This is a genomic window from Bacillus sp. F9_6S_D1_P_5, assembly GCF_054823925.1.
The window spans coordinates 186,118-207,176 of the sequence record NZ_JBTREW010000011.1; the positions used below are offsets into that span (position 1 = coordinate 186,118).

General features: G+C 38.1%; 18 protein-coding genes, 2 rRNA genes and 1 riboswitch. Of the genes, 3 read left to right on the plus strand and 17 right to left on the minus strand.

The features are described 5' to 3' along the window. Positions 1-6: 6 nt before the first annotated feature. The 3 genes from ligA to pcrB are packed head-to-tail and all read right to left on the minus strand — an operon-like array spanning position 7 to position 4,983. Complete coding sequence (gene ligA / locus ACUXEY_RS15695) at positions 7-2,016, minus strand: NAD-dependent DNA ligase LigA (protein ID WP_461301058.1); 2,010 nt, start codon at positions 2,014-2,016, stop codon at positions 7-9. A gap of 15 nt (positions 2,017-2,031) precedes the next feature. Continuing rightward, positions 2,032-4,281 carry a DNA helicase PcrA gene (gene pcrA, locus ACUXEY_RS15700; protein ID WP_461301059.1) on the minus strand — a complete coding sequence of 750 codons (2,250 nt, stop codon included), beginning with the start codon at positions 4,279-4,281 and terminating at the stop codon, positions 2,032-2,034. Positions 4,282-4,293: 12 nt separating this feature from the next. Continuing rightward, positions 4,294-4,983, minus strand: a complete 690-nt coding sequence (gene pcrB / locus ACUXEY_RS15705) for a heptaprenylglyceryl phosphate synthase (protein WP_000272092.1) — start codon at positions 4,981-4,983, stop codon at positions 4,294-4,296. Between the two features lie 338 nt (positions 4,984-5,321). On the opposite strand from pcrB, the gene ACUXEY_RS15710 reads away from it, so the two are divergent. The 3 genes from ACUXEY_RS15710 to ACUXEY_RS15720 all read left to right on the plus strand — a co-directional run bounded on the left by ACUXEY_RS15710 (position 5,322) and on the right by ACUXEY_RS15720 (position 6,946). Further along, positions 5,322-5,699, plus strand: coding sequence for a YgaP family membrane protein (locus ACUXEY_RS15710; protein ID WP_166703608.1), 378 nt, complete (start codon positions 5,322-5,324; stop codon positions 5,697-5,699). 220 nt (positions 5,700-5,919) lie between these two features. Further along, positions 5,920-6,765 carry an SPFH domain-containing protein gene (locus ACUXEY_RS15715; protein ID WP_461301060.1) on the plus strand — a complete coding sequence of 282 codons (846 nt, stop codon included), beginning with the start codon at positions 5,920-5,922 and terminating at the stop codon, positions 6,763-6,765. Between the two features lie 16 nt (positions 6,766-6,781). Next, the gene (locus ACUXEY_RS15720) at positions 6,782-6,946 is read left to right on the plus strand and encodes a type II toxin-antitoxin system antitoxin (protein WP_001085171.1); all 165 of its coding nucleotides are present in this window, start codon (positions 6,782-6,784) and stop codon (positions 6,944-6,946) included. Positions 6,947-6,982: 36 nt separating this feature from the next. On the opposite strand, the gene purD is transcribed toward ACUXEY_RS15720, so the two are convergent. From purD to ACUXEY_RS15790, 14 genes are all read right to left on the minus strand, one after another. Next, on the minus strand, positions 6,983-8,254 hold the full coding sequence (gene purD, locus ACUXEY_RS15725) for a phosphoribosylamine--glycine ligase (protein WP_461301061.1): 1,272 nt from the start codon (positions 8,252-8,254) through the stop codon (positions 6,983-6,985). A gap of 378 nt (positions 8,255-8,632) precedes the next feature. Next, positions 8,633-10,168, minus strand: coding sequence for a bifunctional phosphoribosylaminoimidazolecarboxamide formyltransferase/IMP cyclohydrolase (gene purH / locus ACUXEY_RS15730; protein WP_429601740.1), 1,536 nt, complete (start codon positions 10,166-10,168; stop codon positions 8,633-8,635). Positions 10,169-10,192: 24 nt separating this feature from the next. Beyond that, positions 10,193-10,780: a phosphoribosylglycinamide formyltransferase gene (gene purN / locus ACUXEY_RS15735; RefSeq protein WP_429601738.1), complete on the minus strand. Its 588-nt coding sequence runs from the start codon at positions 10,778-10,780 to the stop codon at positions 10,193-10,195. Further along, positions 10,777-11,817 (minus strand): phosphoribosylformylglycinamidine cyclo-ligase, encoded by a 1,041-nt coding sequence (purM, locus tag ACUXEY_RS15740; protein ID WP_001262436.1) that lies wholly within the window; start codon positions 11,815-11,817, stop codon positions 10,777-10,779. Before purM ends, purN begins: the two co-directional genes overlap by 4 nt. A gap of 105 nt (positions 11,818-11,922) precedes the next feature. Beyond that, the gene (purF, locus tag ACUXEY_RS15745; protein WP_000879029.1) at positions 11,923-13,338 is read right to left on the minus strand and encodes an amidophosphoribosyltransferase; all 1,416 of its coding nucleotides are present in this window, start codon (positions 13,336-13,338) and stop codon (positions 11,923-11,925) included. After that, positions 13,323-15,542: a phosphoribosylformylglycinamidine synthase II gene (gene purL / locus ACUXEY_RS15750; protein WP_166703614.1), complete on the minus strand. Its 2,220-nt coding sequence runs from the start codon at positions 15,540-15,542 to the stop codon at positions 13,323-13,325. The genes purF and purL overlap by 16 nt, the downstream gene beginning before the upstream one ends. Then, the gene (gene purQ / locus ACUXEY_RS15755) at positions 15,526-16,209 is read right to left on the minus strand and encodes a phosphoribosylformylglycinamidine synthase subunit PurQ (protein WP_000666779.1); all 684 of its coding nucleotides are present in this window, start codon (positions 16,207-16,209) and stop codon (positions 15,526-15,528) included. Before purQ ends, purL begins: the two co-directional genes overlap by 17 nt. Beyond that, the gene (gene purS / locus ACUXEY_RS15760) at positions 16,206-16,460 is read right to left on the minus strand and encodes a phosphoribosylformylglycinamidine synthase subunit PurS (RefSeq protein WP_000278820.1); all 255 of its coding nucleotides are present in this window, start codon (positions 16,458-16,460) and stop codon (positions 16,206-16,208) included. Before purS ends, purQ begins: the two co-directional genes overlap by 4 nt. Then, a complete protein-coding gene (gene purC / locus ACUXEY_RS15765) occupies positions 16,453-17,172 on the minus strand; it encodes a phosphoribosylaminoimidazolesuccinocarboxamide synthase (protein ID WP_461301062.1) in 720 nt (239 codons plus the stop codon). The genes purS and purC overlap by 8 nt, the downstream gene beginning before the upstream one ends. A gap of 88 nt (positions 17,173-17,260) precedes the next feature. Continuing rightward, positions 17,261-18,568 (minus strand): adenylosuccinate lyase, encoded by a 1,308-nt coding sequence (gene purB / locus ACUXEY_RS15770; protein ID WP_000625682.1) that lies wholly within the window; start codon positions 18,566-18,568, stop codon positions 17,261-17,263. After that, positions 18,565-19,716 (minus strand): 5-(carboxyamino)imidazole ribonucleotide synthase, encoded by a 1,152-nt coding sequence (gene purK / locus ACUXEY_RS15775; protein WP_461301063.1) that lies wholly within the window; start codon positions 19,714-19,716, stop codon positions 18,565-18,567. Before purK ends, purB begins: the two co-directional genes overlap by 4 nt. Next, entirely contained in the window at positions 19,713-20,198 is a 486-nt protein-coding gene (gene purE / locus ACUXEY_RS15780) for a 5-(carboxyamino)imidazole ribonucleotide mutase (RefSeq protein WP_000839367.1), read from the minus strand. The genes purK and purE overlap by 4 nt, the downstream gene beginning before the upstream one ends. A gap of 110 nt (positions 20,199-20,308) precedes the next feature. Next, positions 20,309-20,410: riboswitch (purine riboswitch) on the minus strand. A 397-nt stretch (positions 20,411-20,807) separates the two neighbouring features. Then, positions 20,808-20,923, minus strand: a 5S ribosomal RNA gene (rrf, locus tag ACUXEY_RS15785). Positions 20,924-20,972: 49 nt separating this feature from the next. Continuing rightward, positions 20,973-21,059: ribosomal RNA gene (locus ACUXEY_RS15790) — 23S ribosomal RNA — on the minus strand; the annotation flags it as partial.

Genomic DNA, 21,059 nt, shown 5'->3' on the forward strand with positions numbered 1-21,059 from the left:
CACCTCTTACTTATTTAGCTCTTGTAAGAACCTCTCTTCATTCCAAACCTCAACATTATGTTTCTCCGCTTGTGCTAATTTCGAACCTGCTGCTTCACCTGCAACAACTAAATCCGTACTCTTACTAACACTTCCTGTTACTTTTCCACCTAATGCCTCAATCTTCTTCTTCGCTTCACTTCGTCCCATCACTTCTAATTTCCCTGTTAAAACGACAGTTTTTCCTGCGAAGTACGACTCAACATTTTGTAAATCTGCAATTTTTATACCTTTGTATGTCATATTCACGCCATACTCTTTAAATTGTTGTAATAACTCTAATACGTCTTCATTATCAAAATACGTCACGACGGATTGAGCCATTTTTTCACCAATCTCGTTAATTGCTTTTAGTTCTTCTTCCGTTGCTTTCACAAGTGCATCCATCGTTTCAAAATGCTCTGCAAATGTACGTGCTGCTTTTGCTCCAACGTGGCGAATACCAAGACCAAATAATAACCGCTCTAATGAGTTTTCTTTAGAATTCTCAATTGCTTGTACTAAATTCGTTGCTGATTTTTCGCCAAATCGTTCTAGCTGCAATAATTGCTCTTTCGTCAACGAATACAAATCCGCAAATGTACGAATATAATCAGCATCAAAGAGTTGTGTAATGACACGTTCTCCAAGTCCATCAATATTCATTGCATTTCTTGAAACGAAATGAATTAACCCTTCACGAATTTGAGCCGGACAAGTTGGATTTATACAACGAAGTGCTACCTCTTCTTCTAAACGAACTAGTTCACTCTCACATGCTGGGCAATGCGTTGGCATATGATATTCTTCTTCCTCATTAGTACGCTTATCAAAAATAACGTTCACAACTTCAGGAATAATATCTCCAGCCTTCTTCACAACAACGTAGTCACCAATTCGAATATCTTTTTCACGAATTAAATCTTCGTTATGTAAAGAAGCACGACGAACGATAGTACCAGCCACTCGCACTGGCTCTAGCTCTGCAGTCGGTGTTACAACCCCTGTGCGACCAACACTTAATTCAATACCTGTTAATCTTGTTACAACTTCTTCAGCTGGGAATTTATAAGCAATCGCCCATCTTGGACTCTTTGCTGTAGTTCCTAGACTTTCTTGAAGAGCAACATCATCTACTTTTATAACGATTCCATCAATCTCATAATCAAGATGCGGGCGTTTTTCTTGCCATTCTTCTACATAAGCTATAACTTCTTCAATTGTTTCACATGTGCGTCGATTTGGATTTGTTTTGAATCCAAGTTCACCTAAGAAATTAAGCGATTCACTATGTGATGGAATTGTTTTTTCCTCTACATTCGCAAGACCGTATACAAACATAGATAAGTTACGCTTTGCTGCAATTTTTGGGTCCAGTTGGCGTATTGAACCTGCTGCCGCATTACGCGGATTCGCAAATACATCTTCACCGTTTTGCTCTTTTTCTTCATTTAACTTAACGAATGAACGCTTCGGCATATAAGCTTCGCCTCGTGCTTCTAACGTTACTTCTTCATTTAAACGAAGCGGGATCGCTTTAATCGTTTTTAGATTTTGGGTAATATCTTCACCTGTTACACCATCACCACGTGTTGCCCCTTGAATAAAGCGTCCTTTTTCATAATGAAGTGAAACAGCAAGCCCGTCAATTTTTAATTCGCATATATATCTTACATTCGCACCATCAATTCCTTGGCGTACTCGTCGGTCGAAATCACGTAAATCTCCTTCGTTAAATGCATTTCCTAAACTTAACATCGGTGACTTATGTGTTACTTTTTCAAATATATCAAGAACAGTCCCCCCAACGCGAACGGAGGGAGAGTCTTCACTCATAAACTCTGAGTTCTCTGCTTCTAATTTTATAAGCTCCTGCATATTACGGTCGTACTCCGCATCAGAAACAGAAGGATTGTCTAATACGTGATATTGATAGTTAAATGTATTTAACAAATCACGTAATTCTTCTATACGTTGTTTTGCTATCTCTTTTGACATATCCTCATTCCTTTCCTATTGTTTCGTCACAGGTGCAAATTTTGCTAACAAACGTTTAACACCAATTGGGCTTGGGAACGCAATATCTAATTCTTTTGCATCACTTTCACCTTTTACACTGACAACTGTACCGACTCCCCATTTTTGGTGGGAAGCTTTATCGCCTACTGCCCAGCCAATTTGCTCGCCGCCTGTCGTCTTAGCTGCAGGACGCGCGAAAGCTGAACGAGAGCGTGTTGTAGTTGTGACTGTCGTTTTACTGCTACTAGCCGTTCTTCCTTTTGCACCAAACGAAGTTTCACGCTTTGGTGCTGTTTCATTTAATGATTCCACTAGTTCTGCCGGGATTTCCGTAATAAATCGAGATGCGGCGTTCATACTTGTTCTACCAAATAAAGTGCGCATTTGTGCATTGGATAAATATAACTCTTCTTCTGCACGAGTAATACCTACATAAGCAAGACGACGTTCTTCTTGCATTTCATCTTCTTCCATTAGAGAGCGAGTATGTGGGAATATTCCTTCCTCTAAACCGACAATAAAGACAACTGGGAATTCTAATCCTTTTGCTGAGTGCATCGTCATTAAAATAACTTCCTCACCAGCAGTTGGATCTTCATCTACACGATCAATATCAGCGACAAGTGCTAAGTCTGTTAAGAATGCAACAAGACTCTTATCTTCGCTTTGAGATTCAAATGTTTGCGTAACAGATAAAAACTCATCTAAGTTCTCTAGACGACCTTCCGCTTCTAAAGTACGCTCGTTTTTCAACATATCGCGATAGCCTGTTTTTTCAATCACTTCTTCTACTAATTCTGTAACAGATAAATACTCTTGCATATTTACCCAGTTGTGTAATAAACCTGCGAATTCTTTCACTGCCTTTGTAACCTTTGCACTTACTCCAACATGCTCAATCTCATCAAATACAGCCGTTAATGAAATTCCATTTTGCACACCGTAATTAATAATTTTATCGATAGAAGTCGCACCAATTCCGCGCTTTGGCACGTTTATAATACGTGCGAAACTAATCTCATCATCTGGATTCCCAATTAAACGTAAATACGCCAAAATGTCTTTAATCTCTTTACGATCGTAGAACTTCGTACCGCCGACAATTTTGTAAGGAATATTAGATTTCAGGAAAATCTCCTCGATCATACGAGACTGTGCATTTGTACGATATAACACGGCAAAATCAGTATATTTTCGTTTTCCCATTTGAATATCATCACGAATTTTTTTTGCAACAAAGTATGCTTCGTCTTTTTCTGTTGCAGCACGATAATACGAGATTTTGCTTCCAACTTGATTATCTGTCCATAATTTCTTCGGCTTACGATTCGTATTTTTTTCAATAACAGCATTCGCTGCATTTAAAATATTTTGTGATGAACGATAGTTTTGTTCTAACAGAATAACTTGCGCATTCTCATAGTCCTTTTCGAATGACAAAATGTTAGAAATGTCAGCCCCGCGCCAGCGATATATAGACTGATCAGAGTCACCTACAACGCATAAATTTTTAAAGCGTGCAGCTAAATGTTTAACAAGAAGGTACTGCGCTTTGTTCGTATCTTGATACTCATCCACATGAATGTATTGGAACTTACGCTGATAAAACTCTAGTACTTCTGGAACACGTTCAAATAACTGAATCGTTGTCATAATTAAATCATCAAAGTCTAATGAGTTATTTTTCAGAAGACGTTTTTGATATTCTGTATATACATCGCTCGTTAATTTTTCATATGGATCAGCGATTGTAATTTTTTTTGCGTATTTATCTGCAGATAACAATTCATTTTTCGCATTACTAATACCAGCTAAAATAGAGCGCGGCTCAAATTTCTTCGGATCAATATTGCGCTCTTTCATAATTTTTTTGACTACAGTTAACTGATCGCCTGAATCTAAAATTGTAAAGTTACGATTAATACCAATACGATCAATATCACGTCGTAAAATACGTACACACATAGAGTGGAACGTAGAAATCCAAATATCTTCTGCTTCTGGTCCGACAAGTGTATCAATACGCTCGCGCATTTCACGAGCGGCTTTATTTGTGAAGGTAATAGCTAGTACATTCCACGGGGCTATACCTTTTTCACCAAGTAAATACGCAATACGATGTGTTAACACACGTGTTTTACCACTACCTGCACCTGCCATTAATAGAAGTGGTCCGTTCGTTGTTTGTACTGCTTTTTGTTGCTGCGGATTTAAACCATTTAATAACCTATCTGTCGTACTCATATACGCCTGCACCTACTCTCCTTTTACTGCTTTAACTGTTTTTAACGCGGATTTTATATCATCATAAATAATATTTCCAACAACTACTGTATCAGCGTACTGCGCCATTTCCTTCGCTTGTTCAGCATTAGAAATACCGCCGCCATAATACAACTTAGCTTGTTTCAATTCTGCTTTCACATTTTTAACAAGTTCAACGTCTCCATACGTACCGCTATATTCTAAATAAAATATCGGTAAACGTAATAGCTTGTCTGCTAAACGCGCGTATGCAATCACATCATCTTCTGTTACATCACATTTCGCATCTGTAAGCTGGGCTACTTTCGCTTCAGGATTTAAAACACAATACCCTTCCATGAAAATTTCGTCCCAATCCATAATATCCCCAAATTCTTTCAAAGCCTCATGATGAACGCCTGTTACCCATTCTACTTTTCGGCTATTTAAAACGCTTGGGATATAATAAAAATCAAACCCTGGTGTAATTGCTTCTACATCAGAAACCTCTAACACACAAGGAACTGCATATCTACGAATGCTAACTAACATGTGTAGTACATTATCAATTGTTACTCCATCACTTCCGCCTACAATAACAGCATCTGTTCCAGACTCACAAATCATTTCTAAATGTTCATCACTTAACTCCTTATTTGGATCAAGCTTAAATACATGTTTCCACCCGGAAATATCGTACATGAAAACACCCTTTCTTTTCTCTATTTATGTATATTTCTGTTCAAAATAACAGTTTATTTTCATTAGGATTTTTTTAACTTCATCTTAAATATTTGTTTAGAACGGAGAATTAAGTTTGGAATTCCCTCTTCCACATTTTTTCAAACGAGAGGATTTAATTTTGAACTTCCTTTTATGCATTCTTTCATTATAACAAAAAAAGCTACTTACACACACGCACATTCCAACATCTTTTTCACCGTCAAATGTTGGATTACATATCCCCAAAATCACGCGGGATACTAATAAGAGAAATAGCATTATCTATTTCAACTTTCATAAAAAGGAGTGTTTTTCTAATGAAGCAAAACATCGGTACAATAAATGCCCTAATTCGAATTACACTCGGACTTATCCTCTTCGGCTGTAGTAGCGCTAAACTTGTACGCAAGCCGTGGTGCACTTGGTCTAACGTCTTGCTATGGATTGGCGCAATGAAAATTGCAGAGGGAATTGTTCGTTTCTGCCCTGTTGTTGAAATGTGGAAATTCGGAAAATACATGAATATGGGGGCATTTAAAATGCCTAGCATGAATTTCGCTGAAAAGGGACATACTAAAGAAGAAGTGAACCAAACTTCCAATCATGACAAACCACGGTCAAATGGAAGTTATGACGCTTCTGACAAAGAGATTGAGTCAGCGATTGAAGATATAATCCTGGCAAAACCGCTTTGAATCATTTGTCACGATGTAAGATGCTCTCAAAGAGACTTAGCTGCTGCAGTGGGCGGTTAAGTCTTCTTTATTTTACCACAAAACAGAACGTACATTCTTATTTTGAACCTTAAAATATACATAAGAAATAGCTAATCGATAAATTTCAGAAAATTAGGTGTAAACCCCTTGCTTAAAATGATATAAAAGTGATATCATTTTTATATCAGGAGGCGATCATATGAAAGAAAAACAAGTATTTTATGTTAATGGTTTTCTTGGGATTATTGGAATTTTGATTTTAGCCGCTATCGGTGTATTTTTTCTCGTGCAAGAAATTTTCATAGGAGCAGCATTAACTATTATTTTAGCCGCAGTTCTCGCTACAGGCATTGGTATTGTTCAACCAAACCAAGCCAAAGTCATTACGTTTTTCGGTAATTATTTAGGAACAATTCGTCAAAACGGTTTATTTTTAACGATTCCGTTCGCGTTCCGTCAAACTGTATCTTTACGTGTTGAAAACTTTAATAGTAAAAAATTGAAAGTAAATGATGTTGACGGAAATCCAATTGAAATTGCAGCTGTTATCGTCTATAAAGTTGTTGATTCTGCAAAAGCAATGTTCGGCGTTGAACATTATGATCGATTTGTAGAAATTCAAAGTGAAACGGCAATCCGTCACGTTGCAACGAAGTATCCTTATGACAACTTCCAAGATGAAACCAGCGTTACATTACGTGGAAATACTGAAGAAGTATCTGAAGAATTAAAACATGAGTTAGAAGCACGCCTTGAAATCGCTGGCGTAGAAGTATTAGAAACTCGTTTAACACATTTAGCTTACGCAACAGAAATTGCCCATGCAATGCTACAACGTCAACAAGCAAAAGCAGTATTAGCTGCTAGAAAAGAGATTGTTGAAGGTGCTGTGAAGATGGCAAAAGATTCAATCCATATGTTAGATGAAGAAGGCGTACTGGAATTAGATGACGAGCGTAAAGCAAATATGGTAAACAACTTATTAGTTGCCATCGTTTCAGATAAAGGTGCGCAACCAGTTATTAATACAGGAAGCCTATACTAAAAGGTTGTAAATTATTATGGCTAAAAAGAAAAGCTTTCCATTACGTATTGATCCTGAATTACACGCAGTCATCGAAAAATGGGCGAATGATGAGTTTCGTAGCGTCAATGCACACATCGAGTATTTACTTCGAGAAATGGCAAAGCAAAAAGGTAAATTGAAAAAAGATAAAGATGCATAAAAAATCCCGCTGATTTCTCAGCGGGATTTTTTATTACTAGCTTCTCGTCATCTCATGCCCAATTGCACGATATCCTATATCACTTCGGTAAAATAGACCATCACTCTCAATTTTGCCGATTTCTTTATATACCTTATCTTTCGCTTCTTGTAAACTATTTGCCTTACAAGCGACAAATAGTACACGGCCACCGTTTGTTACAAAATCACCATGTTTCATTGCTGTACCTGAATGAAACACAATTACATCTTGCAATGCATCTAATCCTTTAATAATGTCACCTTTTTTATACGCTTCTGGATATCCTTTCGAAGCAAGTACAACACCGATTACCGCTTCCTCTGACCATTGTAACGTTAATTCACTTTCATCTAATACAGCGTTACATACATCCACTAAATCATTTTCTAAGCGAGGTAATACAACTTCCGTTTCAGGATCACCAAAGCGTGCATTAAATTCAATTACCTTTGGACCATCATTTGTTAAAATAAGTCCTGCATATAAAATTCCTGTAAACGATCGACCTTCTTCTATCATCGCTTTAGCAGTTGGATGTAATACCGTTTTTATTGCCTCTTGAACTGCCGATTCTGAAATTTGTGGTACTGGAGAATATGCTCCCATTCCACCTGTATTTGGACCTTTATCACCATCAAAAGCTCGTTTATGATCTTGAGCAATTACCATCGGATGCACAGTTGTTCCATTCACAAATGCCATTAATGAAAATTCTTGTCCATCTAAAAACTCTTCAATAACGACCTTCTTACTCGCTTCGCCGAACTTTACATCTTGTAGCATTTCTTTCGCAGCTTGTAATGCCTCTTCAAGCGTCATCGCTACTGTTACACCTTTTCCAGCAGCTAGGCCGTCAGCTTTAATAACGATTGGCGCACCAACTTTTTGAATGTACTGTACTGCTTCTTCATAATCTGTAAAAGTTTCATATGCAGCAGTTGGAATATCATATTTTTTCATCAATTCTTTCGTAAAAGCTTTACTACCTTCAATAACAGCAGCCGCTTTATTTGGACCAAATACACGAAGTCCCTCTTCTTTAAAACGATCAACAATTCCATTCATAAGCGGAATTTCTGGTCCAACGAAAGTTAACTCAACATGATTCTCTTTAGCAAATAAAACTAATGCATCAAAATCATTCTCATCAATATCAACTGGTGTTGCAACATCTCGCATACCTTCATTACCTGGTGCTACATATACCTTTTTCACTTTTGCAGATTGTGCAAACTTCCAAGCTAAAGCATGCTCACGCCCACCGCGGCCGATTACTAAAACATTCATATTTCATCCCCCAATACTTAAATAAGTACAAACTAGAAGCTATGCTCCTAGTTTGTTTTCATATCAATACAAGTTTAAAAAGGAGACTCAAGAGCACCAAGCAGGTCGAGGCGCATTTGACAGGAGGACACGGAGTGTAGTTTTCCTACATGAGTACCGCACTGGCAATGCAACGACGACATGCGAAGGTTATCTTGACCGGACTTTTTAAACATCCATATCAATAAAGGTTTAAAAAGGAGGATCAAGAGCACCAAGCAGGTCGAGGCGCATTTGACAGGAGGACACGGAGTGTAGTTTTCCTACATGAGTACCGCACTGGCAATGCAACGACGACATGCGAAGGTTATCTTGACCGGACTTTTTAAACATCCTCTATTAGTGTTTGAAATGACGTACGCCAGTGAACACCATAGCAATCCCATACTTATCTGCCACTTTGATAGAATCTTCGTCACGGATTGATCCACCTGGTTGGATGATTGCTGTAATTCCTGCTTTTGCTGCTTCTTCTACTGTATCTGGCATTGGGAAGAAAGCATCTGATGCAAGTGCGCTACCTTGTGCTTTTTCGCCAGCTTGTGTGATGGCAATTTTTGCAGAACCTACACGGTTCATCTGTCCTGCCCCTACACCAACTGTCATGTTATCATTCGCTAAAACAATTGCGTTTGATTTCACATGTTTTACAACTTTCCAAGCTAGTTTTAAATCTTTCCACTCTTGCTCTGACGGTTCACGTTTCGTTGGAATTGAAATTGTACTTTCATCTAATGATAACGTATCTTCCTCTTGAACAAGAAGACCACCTTGTACAGAAGTTAGTTTTTTACTTGCACTTGTCGCTTTTTCGATATTTACAGTTAGTAAGCGTAAGTTTTTCTTACTTTGCAACACTTCTAAAGCTTCTTTTGAGAAAGAAGGTGCAATAATAATTTCTAAGAAAATTTCGTGTAACTTTTCAGCTGTTGCTTTGTCAATTTCGCGATTCGCTGCGATAATACCTCCAAAGATTGATACTGGATCAGCTTCATAAGCACGTGTGTATGCCTCATGAATATCAGTTCCTACTCCAACACCACATGGATTCATATGTTTTACTGCAACTACTGCTGGCTCTGTAAATTCTTTCACGATACTAAGCGCTGCATCTGCATCGTTAATATTGTTATAAGATAATTCTTTACCGTGTAATTGTTCTGCGTACGCAACAGAAGAAGTTACAGCAAATGGTGCTTTATAGAATGTTGCTTTTTGATGTGGATTTTCTCCATAGCGTAAATCTTGTTTTTTCTCAAAAGTCACAGTTAATGTTTCTGGACTTTCTTCGCCCATTTGCTCTGTTAAGTAGTTAGAGATTAACGCATCATATGCTGCTGTATGACGAAATACTTTCGCTGCTAATTTACGTTTCGTTTCTTCTTTTACTTCACCGTTTTCTTTCAGTTCTGCTAATACAATATCGTAATCTACTGGATCTACAATTACCGATACAAATTTGTGATTTTTCGCAGCAGAGCGAATCATTGTTGGGCCACCAATATCAATGTTTTCAATTGCATCAGCAAATGTTACATCAGGCTTAGCGATTGTTTCTTTGAATGGATATAAGTTAACAACAACAAAATCAATCGGCTCTATACCTAACTCATTCATTTGTGTTACATGCGTTTCATTATCGCGAACTGCTAATAGACCACCATGAATGTTTGGATGTAATGTTTTCACACGACCATCCATAATTTCTGGGAAACCAGTTACTTCAGAAATACCGATTACTTGTAAGCCGTTTTCTTCTAGTAATTTTTTTGTACCACCTGTTGATATAACTTCGATCCCTTGTTCTAGTAAACCTTTAACAAATTCTACTACTCCTGTTTTATCTGAAACACTTACTAATGCACGCTTTTTCATTTACCCTTCACCCCTGGTTGTATGTTAGTTAACAGTTGGTTCTTTCATAGATTGAACAATTTGATTCACTGTATTTACGTATAATTTATGTTCAACTTGTTGAATTTTCTTTTGTAAGCTTTCTCTCGTATCCCCTTCAGAAACAACTACTGCTTCTTGCGCAATAATTGGCCCTGTATCCATACCTGCATCTACATAATGAATCGTTACTCCAGTTACTTTCACACCTGCTCCTAACGCTTGACCAACAGCATCTTTCCCTGGAAAACTCGGTAATAGTGATGGATGAATATTAATAATCCTTCCGCCGTAAGCTTCTAGTAAAGTCGGTCCAATTAAACGCATATATCCAGCTAAAATAACATAATCAATTTCATACTCTTCTAGCTTGTTTAATATTTCTTTTTCAAATGCTTCTTTTGACTCATATGCTTTCGCTGAAAAAGCAAAACACGGAATATGATGATAATTCGCCCGCCCAACAGCGCGTGCTTCTGGTTTATCACATACTAATAAACTAATTTCTGCATCCAATCTTTTTTCTTCTACCGCATTAACGAGAGATTGAAAGTTAGATCCGCTTCCAGAAGCAAAAACTGCTAATCTACTCATAGTGCTTTGCCCCCATTGAAGGTAACGCCAGCTCCTTGTACAGTACGTCCAATAATACGAGCTGTTTCCCCTTGCTCTTCAAGAAGACGAACGATATCTTTTGCATCTTCTTCCTTCACTGCTACTACCATACCAATACCCATGTTAAAAATATTGAACATTTCTTTCTCTTCTAGCTTTCCAACTTCTTGAAGTAAACTGAAGATCGGCTGAATTTTCCAAGATCCTAATTCAATTTCTGCACCGATTCCTTCTGGTAACATACGTGGAATATTTTCAATGAATCCGCCACCTGTAATATGCGCCATACCGTATACTTCATGATTCTTCAATAGTTCTAAAATAGGTTTGACATAAATTTTCGTTGGTTTTAATAATTCTTCACCAAGAGGTAGCTCTAAGCGTCCGTAAATGCGATCTAAAGATAGTTCTCCATCTTCTAGTAATACTTTTCGTACTAAAGAGTAACCATTACTATGAATACCGCTAGATGCTAAGCCAATTAATACGTGACCAGCTTCAATTTTTTCACCTGTTACAATTTTCTTTTTATCAACGATCCCAACTGTAAAACCAGCTAAATCATACTCTTCCGTCGAATACATTCCTGGCATTTCAGCTGTTTCTCCACCAATTAAAGCACAACCTGCTTGGCGACAGCCCTCTGATATACCTTTGACGATGTTTTCAATTTTACTAGGTTCAGCTTTACCACAAGCAATATAATCAAGGAAGAAAAGCGGCTCTGCTCCTTGGACAACAATATCATTTACACACATTGCTACTGCATCAATACCAATTGTGTCATGTTTATCTGCCATAAAAGCGAGCATCAATTTCGTCCCCACGCCATCTGTCCCAGATACTAATACAGGTTCTTCTAATGCAAATTTTGATAGATCAAACATACCTCCAAAACCGCCTAAACCGCCTAGTACTTCTTTTCTCATTGTTGTTTGTACGTGTTTTTTCATGCGAGATACCGCTTCATATCCAGCTTCAATATCTACTCCTGCTTGCTTATATGCATTCGCCATCGTTATTTACACCTCGTCTTTTAATTTCTCCCCATCCAGGGCGGGCTATTTTAAGAAAGAAGCTAGCTTCTACATCAAAAGAAGTAGAAGCCTTTTTCATTTTTCTTATTTCATACTTTCTAAAAGCTCTTGCTCATAATCATAAAGAGCTGTCGGATAGTCCCCATTAAAGTAAGCCATACATAGGCCGCCATATTTCCCTTCATATGGACGTCCAATTGCATCTACTAATCCATCTTCGCTTAAAAATGTTAAAGAATCTGCTCCGATCATTTCACGAATTTCTTCTACTGTATGATTTGCTGCAATTAATTCTTTTCTCGTTTGAATATCAATACCATAGAAACATGGATATTTAAGAGGTGGTGACGCAATTCTTACGTGAACTTCTGTCGCTCCAGCCTCACGAAGCATACGAACAATTCGTTTACTCGTTGTTCCTCTTACAATAGAATCGTCAATCATAACAACTCGTTTTCCTTCAACTACACCTCTTACTGCCGAAAGCTTCATCTTAACCCCTTGCTCTCGCAGTTCTTGAGAAGGTTGAATAAACGTACGTCCAACGTAACGATTTTTAATTAATCCTAACTCATATGGAATACCTGTGGCCTCCGCATAACCAATTGCTGCCGAAATACTAGAGTCTGGCACACCAGTAACAACATCAGCTTCAATAGGAGCTTCTGCCGCCAAACGTTTTCCCATGTTTTTACGTGCTGCATGGACGTTAATACCAGCAATATTAGAATCTGGACGTGCAAAGTAAATGTACTCCATACTACAAATTGCATGATCTACTTCATTTGTAAAACGATCTACGTGAATTCCCTCATCATTGATAATAAGTAATTCGCCCGGTTCTACATCACGAATATATGTTGCACCTACTACATCGAAAGCACATGTTTCTGATGCTACAACGTAAGCATCACCCATCTTTCCAATTGAAAGAGGACGGAAACCATTCGGATCTAACGCAACAATCATTTCATTTCCAGTTAGTAAAAGATACGCAAACGCACCTTTCACTTTATTTAGAGCTTCTTTTACACTTTCAATTAACGAATCTTTCGTACTACGTTTAATAAGATGTAAAAGTACTTCTGTATCTGAACTTGTTTGAAAAATACTTCCCTCTGCCTCTAATTCGCGGCGAAGCATTTTTGCATTAATTAAATTCCCGTTATGAGCTAATGCCATACTATGATCAGAAAAACGGAATAGTAATGGTTGAACGTTAGCTACTTCACTTCCACCAGCCGTCGCGTATCGCACGTGTCCGATTGCTGATTTTCCGTTCAATCCTTCTAGCTCACCTCTTGAAAACACTTCTGATATTAAACCTAACCCCTTGTGACCGACGATTTTCTCACCATTATTTACGACAATGCCTGCGCCTTCTTGCCCACGGTGCTGTAAACTGTGCAATCCGTAGTATGAAACTTGTGCCGCATTTTCATGCCCCCAAATTCCGAAAACGCCACATTCTTCATTTAACCCCTTTATTTCAGCAAGCATGGGATTGCCCCTTTCCAAGCCTTTCTCATTTCATCTACATTTGCTGTAAGTAATACTTCATTTTCTTCATTATGAATTGTTACTTCATTTGTACTTGTCACTTCTCCAACTTGAATTGCTTCTACCGCTTTCTCAAACGCTTCTTTATTTTCACGTTTTACTGTTATAACGAAGCGAGATTGTGATTCCGCGAATAATGCTGCTGTAGCTTCTCCGTCTAATTTCACAGTAGCACCTAAACCTTTTGCACCAATGGCACTTTCAGTAATTGCAACCGCTAAACCACCTTCAGCAACATCATGAGCAGATTGAACAAGGCCAGCTTGAATTGCTGCTAATACTTGTTTTTGACGTTTTAATTCTACGTCTAGATCGATACTTGGTGATTGGCCGAAAATTTTGCCGTGAATCATTTTCTGTAATTCACTTCCACCAAACTCAGCTTTCGTCTCTCCGATAACATAAACTAAATCGCCAGCTTGCTTAAACTCTTGTGTTGTTACATGTTTTAAATCATGTACAAGTCCAACCATCCCAACTGTCGGTGTTGGGTATACAGCTTCACCACTACGCTCGTTATACATTGATACGTTTCCGCCAATAACTGGTGTTTGTAACGTACGACAAGCTTCACTCATACCATCTACTGATTTCTCAATTTGCCAGAAGATTTCTGGTTTTTCTGGATTACCGAAGTTTAAGCAATCTGTAATTGCAAGTGGCTCTCCCCCAGAACATACGATATTACGTGCCGCCTCTGCTACTGCAATTTTACCGCCCACTTCTGGATCTAAATAAATGTAGCGAGAGTTACAATCTGTCGTCATTGCTAATCCTTTTTCTGTACCGCGTACACGTACAACTGCTGCATCTGAACCTGGTGTAACAACTGTGCTTGTGCGAACTTGATAATCATATTGATCATAAACCCACTCTTTACTTGCAATCGTCGGTTGTTGTAATAGAGCGAATAACGTTTCTTTATAATTTTCTACTTTTGGTGTTTCCATTTTCATTGCCTGGAATTCAGCAAAGTATGCTGCTTCTTTTGATGGTTTATGATAAATTGGTGCTTCTTCTGCAAGAGCATCTGCTGGTACTTCAGCTACCTTTTCACCTTTATGGAATAAGCGAAGCATTTTGTCTTCTGTTACTTTCCCCATCGTAACGGCTGCAAGACCATACTTCTCGAATAAATCTACTATTTCTTGCTCTCTACCTTTTTTCACAACAATTAACATACGCTCTTGTGATTCAGATAGCATCATTTCATATGGTGTCATTCCTGTTTCACGCTGTGGTACATCATCTAAGTACATTTCAATACCCATTCCTGCTTTACTTGCCATTTCTGCAGAAGATGATGTTAAACCAGCTGCACCCATATCTTGAATTCCAACAAGTGCATCCGATTGAATAAGTTCTAAGCAAGCTTCAATAAGAAGTTTCTCCATAAATGGATCTCCTACTTGAACTGCTGGACGCTTCGCCTCCGAGCTTTCAGATAACTCTTCAGATGCGAATGTTGCACCGTGAATACCGTCACGACCAGTTGATGCTCCTACATACATTACTGTATTTCCAGCACCGTGCGCTTGCCCTTTTTTAATGTCTTCGTGGTTAATTAAGCCTACGCACATTGCATTGACAAGTGGATTCCCTTCATAACATGGATCAAACTGTACTTCGCCGCCAACAGTCGGAATACCGATACAGTTACCGTACCCTGCAATCCCTGCTACTACTTCTTCGAATAAATATTTCACACGTGGTGACTGTAATTCACCGAAGCGAAGTGAGTTTAATAGAGCTACTGGGCGTGCTCCCATAGAGAATACGTCACGGATAATACCACCAACGCCTGTTGCTGCTCCTTGATATGGTTCAATAGCAGAAGGATGGTTATGACTTTCCATTTTAAATACAACCGCTTGATTATCACCGATGTCTACAATTCCAGCACCTTCCCCAGGTCCTTGTAAAACGCGCTCACCTGTTGTTGGGAATTTTCGAAGCACTGGTTTTGAATTTTTATAACTGCAATGTTCAGACCACATAACAGAGAATAATCCTGTTTCTGTATAATTTGGCAGACGGCCTAAAATCTTTTCAACCATGGCAAACTCTTCGTCTGTTAGCCCCATTTCCGCATATATACGCTCTTCTTTAATTTGTGTTGGATTTGGTTCAAGCATTAACGACATATGTTTCCCTCCACTGTTTTAAGATAGATTGAAAGACTTTTAACCCTTCAGCACCGCCAAGTAATTCATCTACAGCACGCTCTGGGTGTGGCATCATACCAAGTACATTTCCTTTTTCATTTACAATACCAGCAATATCTGAAACGCTTCCATTCGGGTTTTCTACGTAACGGAATGCGATTTGATTATTCTCTTCTAATTGTTTAAGAGTCTCTTCATCACAATAGTAGTTCCCCTCACCATGCGCGATTGGGATATTAATTACTTCATCTTTTTCATATTGTGATGTAAACATCGTTTCATTATTTTCAACACGTAACTGAACTGTTCGGCACATAAATTTCAAGTTTTCGTTTCTCATTAATGCCCCTGGTAGTAATCCTGATTCAACAAGAATCTGGAATCCATTACATACACCTAAAATCGGCTTTCCTTGCTCAGCAGCTTTTTGCACTGCTTTCATTGCATTCGCAAAGCGAGAAATAGCACCGCAGCGTAAGTAGTCACCGTAAGAGAATCCACCTGGTAGTAAAATTGCATCATATTCATCTAAATTCTCTGTATCGTGCCAAACGTAATCTACTTCTTCGCCGAGCTCATCTTTAATTGCATGGAACATATCGACATCACAGTTCGAACCTGGAAATACTATTACGGCAAATTTCACTGTGCGACAACCTCCTCAACTTCATAACGGAAGTCTTCCATTACAACGTTTGCTAATAGTTTTTCACACATTTCCTTTACCTTTGCGTCAAGGTCAGATACTGATTTATCAATTGTTAGTTCCATGTACTTTCCGATTCGAACATCTTGTACTTCTGTGAATGAAAGGCTATGAAGTGCTCCTTTTACCGCTGTTCCTTGTGGATCTAATACGCTTTCTCTTAATGTTACATATACCTTAACTTTATACATGTGAAATTCCCCCTAAACGTTTTAAAATCTCTTCATAAGCATCTGTTAAATTTCCAAGATCGCGACGGAATACGTCTTTATCAAACTTTTCATTGCTCGTTTCATCCCATAAACGGCAAGTATCTGGTGAAATTTCATCCGCTAAAATAATTTCTCCTTCTTCCGTTACACCAAACTCTAATTTGAAATCTACTAGTCTTACACGACAGCTTGCGAAATGATCAATCAACACTTGATTGATTTGTAGAGCCATATCTCGTAATATGCTTACTTGCTCTGGCGACGCAACGTTTAATACACGAATATGATCTTCCGTTACAAGCGGATCTCCTAAATCATCATCTTTGAAGTAAAATTCTACGATTGGTTCTGCAAGTACAGTTCCCTCTTCCATTCCTAATCGTTTTGAAAGACTTCCTGCAATTACATTTCTTGTGACAACTTCTAAAGGAATAATACTCACTTTTTTAACAAGTTGCTCTGTTTCAGATAACTTCTCAACAAAATGTGTTTTAATTCCCACTTCTTGTAACTTTCTGAACAATAAAGTTGTAATCTCATTGTTCAAACGACCTTTTCCTGTAATCGTCTCTTTTTTCTCCCCATTGAAAGCAGTCGCACTATCTTTGTACTCTACCCAAACCATATGTGCTGATTCTGTACGATAAATTCTTTTTGCCTTACCTTCATACAGCAATTCTAGCTTTTGCATTTCGCAAGCCCCCTGTAGTTTGAAAAATGTGAATAATATTTTTATAAAGAATGGCACAGAATGACTCTATTCTGTGCCATATGAAATTTTACGCTTCGTTTAATCCTAAGCGTTCAAAGATTGTATCAACGTGTTGCATATGATGCTCATAGTTGAAGCATTCATTAATTTCTTCTTGTGTTAACTTGCTCGTAATACGCTCATCAGCTTCTACAAGTTCTTTAAATTGTACTTGTGTTTCCCAAGCTTCCATCGCTTTAGGCTGTACGATATCGTAAGCTTCTTCACGTACCATACCTTTGTCGATTAATGTAAGCATTACGCGCTGAGAATAAATTAAGCCGTATGTTCTTGTCATATTGCGTTTCATATTCTCTGGGTATACAGTTAAGTTTTTCACGATATTACCAAAGCGATTTAACATGTAATTTAACGCGATTGTAGCATCTGGTAAAATTACGCGTTCTGCTGAAGAGTGAGAAATATCACGCTCATGCCATAATGGAACATTCTCATAAGCTGTCATCATATAACCGCGGATAACACGAGCTAAACCAGTCATATTTTCAGATCCAATTGGATTACGCTTATGTGGCATTGCAGAAGAACCTTTTTGACCTTTCGCGAAAGCTTCTTCAACTTCACGTGTTTCACTCTTTTGTAAACCACGAATCTCAACTGCCATCTTTTCGATAGATGTTGCGATTAATGCAAGTGTTGACATGTAATGAGCATGGCGATCACGTTGCAATGTTTGTGTTGAAATTGGTGCTGCTTCTAATCCTAAGTTTTCACAAACATACTTTTCTACGAATGGATCGATATTTGCGTATGTACCAACCGCACCAGATAATTTACCAACGCGAACTGTATCAGCAGCTTGTTTGAAACGCTCTACGTTACGTTTCATTTCTTCATACCAAAGACCAAGTTTTAAACCAAATGTTGTTGGTTCTGCATGAACACCGTGTGTTCTTCCCATCATAATCGTGTATTTATGCTCTTTCGCTTTGTTAGCTAAAATGCTTACAAAGTTTTCTAAGTCTTTTAATATGATTTCATTTGCTTGTTTTAAAATGTAAGATAACGCTGTATCTACTACGTCTGTAGATGTTAAACCGTAATGAACCCATTTACGTTCCTCGCCTAATGCTGGTGTTTCTGATACAGCACGAGTAAATGCAACTACGTCATGACGTGTCTCTTTTTCAATTTCATAAATACGATCAATATCAAATGATGCATGCTCACGAATTTTCTTAACATCTTCTTTTGGAATATCGCCAAGCTCAGCCCATGCTTCACAAGCTAAAATCTCAACTTCTAACCACGCTTTAAATTTGTTCTCTTCCGTCCAAATTGCACCCATTTCTGGGCGTGTATAACGACTAATCATCTTTTTCCCTCCAACAGTTGTTCTTGATGGTCCCAAATATGCAAACCCTTCGCTTTTTCTAGAGCGACTTCAATATTATCATTTAAAATATTAACATGCCCCATTTTTCGCTGCGCTTTTGCTTCTTCTTTTCCATACAAGTGTAAATAGCACCCGGTTAATCTATTCACTTGTCTTAGGACCCCTTCTATATGTTCGCCTAAAATGTTTACCATGACAACTGGTTTTAACAAATTTGTTTCTCCAAGAGGTAAATTACAGATTGCTCGAATATGTTGACCGAATTGACTCGTTTCACATGCATCCTGTGTATAGTGTCCTGAATTGTGAGGTCTTGGTGCTAGTTCATTAATGTAAATCTGACCATCAGCTGTAGCAAACATCTCTACCGCTAGTGTTCCCACAAGTTCTAGTTCATCCGCAAGCACTCTTGCATAAGCAATTGCTTTTTGAGAAAGTTCTTCTGTAATGCGAGCTGGAACGATAGATTCATGCAAAATGTTATTTACATGAATATTCTCCGCTACCGGAAATACTTTCGTTTCACCACTTACACTACGAGTGACAATAACTGATACTTCTTTTTCAAAAGGCACCCATTTCTCTAAAATACACTCTGCTGCATTCGCAAGCTCTCGCGCTTTATCAACGTCAGCTTCACTTCTTAAAACAACTTGCCCTTTCCCATCATATCCACCTGTCGTTGTTTTTAAGACGGAAGGATATGATAACTCAGTGATTGCTTCAGTAAGCTGCTCTTCGTTTTGAACCACTCTATACGTTGCTACTGGTAGCCCAGCTTTCTCAATAGCATTCTTTTCTGTAAAACGATTTTGTGTTTTACTTAACAACTGACTGCCTTGCGGTAAGTAAGCATGTCTTTCAAGCCATTGTAAACATCTATAATCAATATTCTCAAATTCATATGTGACAACATCACTGATCTCTGCTAAATGCTGAATTGCTTTTAAATCGTCATATGATGCAACAATTTCAATATCAGCAACTTGTGCACATGGTGAATTTTTTGTAGGATCTAAAACAGCAATTTTATATCCCATCTCCTTAGCTGCCAATGCCATCATTCTTCCTAGCTGGCCGCCTCCAATAATACCGATTGTTCTTCCAGGTAAAATGATTCTCGTCATACTAGCTCACTACCTTCGCGCACATCTTTTTCAATTGCTTCTCTTCTCAATTCTAATGCATCATGTATATCATCATGGAATGATCCAAGTATTTGTGCAGCAAGTAAACCAGCATTTGTTGAACCAGCCTTACCAATCGCAACAGTTGCAACTGGAACCCCTCCTGGCATTTGGACGATGGATAATAATGAATCTAAGCCGTTTAACGCTTTTGATTGAACTGGAACTCCGATTACAGGAAGATTTGTCTTCGCTGCAACCATTCCTGGTAAATGCGCTGCTCCACCAGCTCCAGCAATAATAACTTTCAATCCACGTTCACGAGCCGTCTCTGCATATTCAAACATATAATCTGGAGTCCGATGAGCGGATACAACTTTTTTCTCATACGGTATATTTAATTCATCTAAAATGTCACAAGCATATTTCATTGTTTCCCAGTCTGACGTGCTTCCCATTATGACTCCAACTAGTGATTTCATATTAGAATCCCCCCGATTCAAATAAAAAAAGCCTGAAATAGAACAGTTTCTCTTTTACTATGAGAGAAAGTGCTCTACTCAGGCATACGTATCCCTTGTGAATAGAAAAATACCGAGTGACTTTCCCTCATAGTCTAACGAATAACGGTCGTTAGGTAGAGACTTGCAGGCCATATCCCCGCGATTATATGAGGTCTTATATATTATTCTTTCTATGGCTATATTAACAATATTTCATAAACAATGTCAACAAATAATCGAATGTTTTTTTATTACTAACCAATAACGTTCGTGTTTTAGTTATATTCAAAAGAATTATTGTAACTATATGCAAGAAGGATAAGAAATTAGAATATATATTTCTAGAGATCTATTATACGTACAATGTTTTATATACTAATTCGGTATGCTTTAATATAAAGCATGCTGTTTATATTTATAATGAGGACAATAATGAAAAAACAACTACGCTCTTCTCATACTTCCCCCCTTTGAATAGCCTCATTTTCATTCTTTTTTCTTCTTTAGGGTTATTAAATGTATGGATTATGGCATTTCGTATATAAAAATAAACACAAAAAAACCTAAGTCGAATCGACTTAGGTTTTTGCTTGGCGACGTCCTACTCTCACAGGGACAAGGTCCCAACTACCATCGGCGCTAGAGAGCTTAACTTCCGTGTTCGGTATGGGAACGGGTGTGACCTCTCTGCCATCATCACCAAACTATGAAGGCATATTCCTTCAAAACTAGATAACATTTGCTACATATTATATGGTTAAGTCCTCGATCTATTAGTATTCGTCAGCTCCACATGTCACCATGCTTCCACCTCGAACCTATCAACCTGATCATCTTTCA